Source organism: uncultured Phenylobacterium sp., from assembly GCF_902826855.1.
Taxonomy (GTDB): domain Bacteria; phylum Pseudomonadota; class Alphaproteobacteria; order Caulobacterales; family Caulobacteraceae; genus Phenylobacterium.
This window is the reverse complement of the sequence record NZ_CADEGK010000286.1, coordinates 1-4775: the sequence shown is the minus strand read 5'-3', so window position 1 is coordinate 4775 and position 4775 is coordinate 1. Positions and strand designations below refer to the sequence as shown.

General features: G+C 67.3%; 2 protein-coding genes. One reads left to right on the top strand and one right to left on the bottom strand.

Annotated features, from left to right (window positions below):
- Positions 1 to 134: 134 nt before the first annotated feature.
- A complete protein-coding gene (locus tag QZV94_RS23395; protein ID WP_293682621.1) occupies positions 135 to 2960 on the top strand; it encodes a TonB-dependent receptor in 2826 nt (941 codons plus the stop codon).
- 101 nt (positions 2961 to 3061) lie between these two features.
- Here the strand turns inward: QZV94_RS23395 and uvrB are convergent.
- On the bottom strand, positions 3062 to 4775 hold a 1714-nt coding region (uvrB, locus tag QZV94_RS23390; RefSeq protein ID WP_293682619.1), incomplete at its 5' end, for an excinuclease ABC subunit UvrB.

Below are 4775 nucleotides of genomic sequence, written 5' to 3'. Positions count from 1 at the left end.
TTACAATACGTGGGGGCTGAGCTGTACCACAAGTACGGCATCCGCGCCTCAGACGCGGCTAGGGAATCGGGAGGAAATCGACAATGTCGCGTAAGGTATTTGCGGGCGCGTCCGCGCTCGCACTTTTGGTCGCAATGAACGCAGGGACCGCGGCGGCTCAGGACGTTGCCGAGGTTGTGGTCACCGGATCGCTGATCCGGGGCACACCGGAAGACGCCGCCCTTCCCGTCGACGTTATCAGCTCCGAAGAGCTGGCGCGCCAGGGCTCCCCCACCACTGTCGAGCTGATCAAGGCGCTGCCGGCCAGCTCCGGCGTTCTGGGCGACTCGAACCAGTTCGACGGCCGCAGCCAGGGCCAGGAAGGCGTCGGCAACATCAACCTGCGCGGCCTGGGCGCATCGCGCACCCTGGTGCTGTTCAACGGCCGGCGCGTGCCGCTCTCGGCGAACGGCGCGGTCGACACCAACCTCCTGCCCACCGGCGCCATCGGCCGCCTCGAGGTTCTGAAGGACGGCGCGGCCGCCACCTACGGCTCGGAAGCCATCGGCGGCGTGGTGAACCTGATCGCGCCCACCAACTTCGACGGCCTGGAGCTGAACGCGAACCACAGGTGGATCAAGGGCTCTGAGGGCGAGTGGGGCGGCGGCCTCAAGTGGGGTTTCTCGAACGAGCGCGCCAACGCCTTCTTCGCGGCCGATTTCAGCCACCGCTCGCGGCTGCCGCTGCTGAAGCGCGACTTCGGCGTCCTGCCGTTCGTGCAGAACCCGGAGAGCGGCTTCAGCGGAATCTCCACGCCGATCTTCATCGATCGGGCGAGTGGCGGCGTGCGTTCGGACCCGGGCTGCGCCGTCCTGGGCGGCGAGGTCGTGCCGAACGGCTCGTGCCAGTATCAATTCCTGCGCGCCGACAACCTCGTGGAAGAGGAGGATCGCTACTCCTTCTTCGGCCAGTTCAACTTTGAGATCGACGAAGACACCACCTTCCATGCGGATGCGATGTACGCCCGCGGCGTGGTGCTGATGAACACCAGCTCGGGCTTCGCCCTGCTGGCCGGGCCTTCGCTCAATTTCTCGTCGGCGAACGGTCAGTACACGGTGCCGGCCGCAAACCCCGGCCTCATCGACTTCGCCGCCAAGAACCCCGGGCTGTTCCCGGCGGGGAACGCGGGCGCCACTTTCCTGGCCTACCGGCCCTTCGCGTTCGACGGCAATCCGCTGTTCGACGGCCGCGGGGCCGAGGGCAAGCGCGACTACGAAATGTGGCGCGTCTCGGCTGACGTGCGGGGCAAGCTGCCCGTAGCCGACATCGGCTACAGCCTGGCGCTGACCTACGGCCAGAACTCGTCGTACCTCAGCCAGTCCGATACCGAGATCAGCCGCTTCCAGCTGGCGCTGAACGGCCTTGGCGGTCCGGGCTGCAACCCGTCGACGGGCGTGCCCGGCGTGGGCCCGTGCATGTTCTTCAACCCGTTCTCCAACAGCACGCAGTCCAGCTTCATCAACGGGGCCACCAACCCGCAATTCACCTCCACCTCGCCGCGCAACTCGCGCGACCTGATCGCCTGGTTCTTCCGTGAGAACTCGCGCGAGACGGTCAACCGCCTGGTGGTGGCCGAGTTGATCTTCGACGGGACCATTCCCGGCCTGTCGCTGCCCGGCGGTGAGATCGGCTGGGCCCTCGGCGCTCAGTACCGCCGCAATCAGACCGAAGTGAACGTGTCGCCCGGCTGGGATGTGGCCATCAACCCCTGCCCCGACACGCCGATCACGGGCTCGCGGAACTGCCTCCTGGAGACCGGCCCGCTGGCCTTCCTCGGCACCTTCGGCGAGCAGGATCTCGAACAGGACGTCAAAGCGTTCTTCGCCGAGGTCAACATCCCGCTCACCGATCGGATCAGCATCCAGGGCGCGGCTCGCTACGAGGACTACGGCGGCGGCGTGGGCAGCACCTTCGACCCGAAGGTCTCGGCCCGCTGGCAGGTCACGGACATATTCGCCGTGCGCGGCTCGGTGGGCACCACCTTCCGCGCCCCGCCGGCCAACACGCTCGAAGGCCGGATCACCACCCTGCAGTTCTTCGGCGGCAACTTCCGTCCGGTGGACATCGTGGGCAACCCGGGCCTCTCGCCGGAAACCGCGCTGACCTACAGCGTGGGCGGCATCGTGAGGACCGGCGGCTTCCTGGCCACCCTGGACTACTGGAGCTTCGACTTCGAAAAGCCGATCGTCGCCGAGCCCTTCGACGCGATCGTGGCTGCGGCGTTCCCCACCACGGGCCCGACCGCGTGTACGCCTGGCTCGCCGGGCGCGGCGCTCCTGCCCCGCTTCAGCTTCTTCGCGGGACAGCCCTGCGCGCTCGCCAACGTGGCGCGTCTGCAAACCGGGCTGGTCAACGGCGCTGACCAGAAGACTTCGGGCGTCGACCTCTTGGTGACCTACAACCTGCCTGAACCGGTGGGCGGCCTCGACATCACCGTCGGCGGCAGCCTGAGCTACGTCATCGAGTTCAAGGTCGACGACCAGTTCGTAGAGGGCATCCTCGTCGGGCGGGCCTTCGACGGGGCGAACAAGCTGAACCAGGGCCAGAGCATCGTGCCGGTGCCTGACTGGAAGGCGCAGTTCTACACCGACTTCTCGCGCGGCCCGCACAACCTGCGTATCACCGCGAACTACATCTCGAGCTACGTCGACCAGCGGGTGGCAACCTTCGCACCGATGGCGACGCTGGGCCCTCCGGGATCTCCGCGAGCCCTTCTGACGGGGCGGAAGATCAAGGAGAACATCGTCTTCGACGCGGCCTATCGGGTCGAGCTGCCCTGGGACACCACTGTCTCCGTGCGGCTTCAGAACGTGTTCGACAAGGATCCGTCCTTCGCACGCCTGAGCGCCGGCTACGATCCCTTCACCGGCAACCCGCTGGGGCGCACGCTCCGGGTCGGCGTGACCAAGAAGGTCTGGTAGTCGCAAGAAGGGCGGAGCCTCCGGGCTCCGCCCGCTCTGCGAGAGCGATGGCCGCGGCGACGCGGCCATTGTCGTTTCTGGAGGGGCCTGCCACGTCCGGCCTAGCGCCGCCCCCGTGCCTTCCTGAACCGCTCGGCCGCTTCCTGCCGGGCCTCGGCGCGCACGCGCTTCGGCGCGCTGCGGTCGACGGTGTCGCCCTCGGAGGTCAGCACCTCGTTGGCGAACTCCAGGTCCAGCAGTTTCAGGCGCTTGATCTCGTCGCGCAGCCTCGCGGCGGTCTCGAACTCCAGGTTGGCGGCCGCCTCGCGCATCTTCGCCTCGAGGTCCTTCAGCGTGGTCTTGAAGTTGTCGCCGACGAAGGGCTTGCCGTCCTCGGCCACGCCCACCGGCACGGTGACCCGGTCCTTCTCGTAGGGGCTCGCCAGGATGTCCTTGATCGAGGACTTGATGCTCTCCGGCGTGATCCCGTGGGCGGTGTTGTAGGCCTCCTGCTTCTCCCGCCGGCGCGACGTCTCGGCCATCGCCCGCTCCATGGAGCCGGTGACGCTGTCGGCGTAGAGGATCACCCGCCCGTCCACGTTCCGCGCCGCACGCCCGATCGTCTGGATCAGACTGGTCTCCGAGCGCAGGAAGCCCTCCTTGTCCGCGTCGAGGATCGCCACCAGCCCGCACTCGGGGATGTCCAGGCCCTCACGTAGCAGGTTGATCCCCACCAGCACGTCGAAGGCGCCGAGCCGCAGGTCGCGGATGATCTCGATCCGCTCCAGGGTGTCGACGTCGGAGTGCATGTAGCGGACGCGCAGGCCCTGCTCGTGCATGTACTCCGTCAGGTCCTCGGCCATCTTCTTGGTCAGCACGGTGATCAGCGCGCGGTAGCCCTTGGCCGCCACCTGCCGGCACTGGTCGATGACGTCGTCCACCTGGGAAAAGCCGCCCTTGGTGACCGGCTTGATCTCCACCGGCGGGTCGATCAGGCCGGTCGGCCGGATCACCTGCTCGGCGAAGACGCCGCCGGTGCGCTCCATCTCCCACGGTCCGGGCGTGGCGGAGACGAACACGCTGTCCGGCCGCATGGCGTCCCACTCCTCGAACTTGAGCGGGCGGTTGTCGATGCAGGAGGGCAGGCGGAAGCCGTACTCGGCCAGGGTGAACTTGCGGCGGTAGTCGCCCCGGTACATGCCGCCGATCTGCGGCACCGTCTGGTGACTCTCGTCGATGAAGAGGAGCGCGTTGTCGGGGATGTACTCGAAGAAGGTCGGCGGCGGCTCGCCCGGCCGGCGGCCCGTGAGGTAGCGGCTGTAGTTCTCGATTCCGGCGCACGACCCGGTCGCCTCGATCATCTCCATGTCGAAGGTCGTGCGCTGTTCCAGCCGCTGCGCCTCCAGCAGCTTGCCGTTGGCCACCATCCAGTCGAGGCGGTCTTTCAGCTCCGCCTTGATCTGGTTGATCGCCTGCCGGAGCGTCGGCCGCGGCGTCACGTAGTGGCTGTTCGCGTAGACCTTGATGCCCTGCAACTCGGCAGTCTTCTTGCCGGTCAGCGGGTCGAACTCGGTGATGGCTTCGATCTCATCGCCGAACAGGCTGATCCGCCAGGCTCGGTCCTCGTAGTGGGCCGGGTAGATCTCCAGGGTGTCGCCGCGCCGGCGGAAGCTGCCCCGCTCGAAGGCCTGGTCGTTGCGCTTGTACTGAAGGGCGACCAGGTCCCCCATCAGCTTCTTCTCGTCGATCCGGTCGCCCGGCTTCAGCGAGAAGGTCATCGCCGAATAGGTCTCGACCGAGCCGATGCCGTAAATGCACGAGACCGAGGCGACGATG

What these genes read in the sequence shown, in the direction of transcription:
- QZV94_RS23395 (WP_293682621.1), top strand. Translation starts at nt 135, where the DNA reads ATGAACGCAGGGACCGCGGCGGCTCAGGACGTTGCCGAGGTTGTGGTC.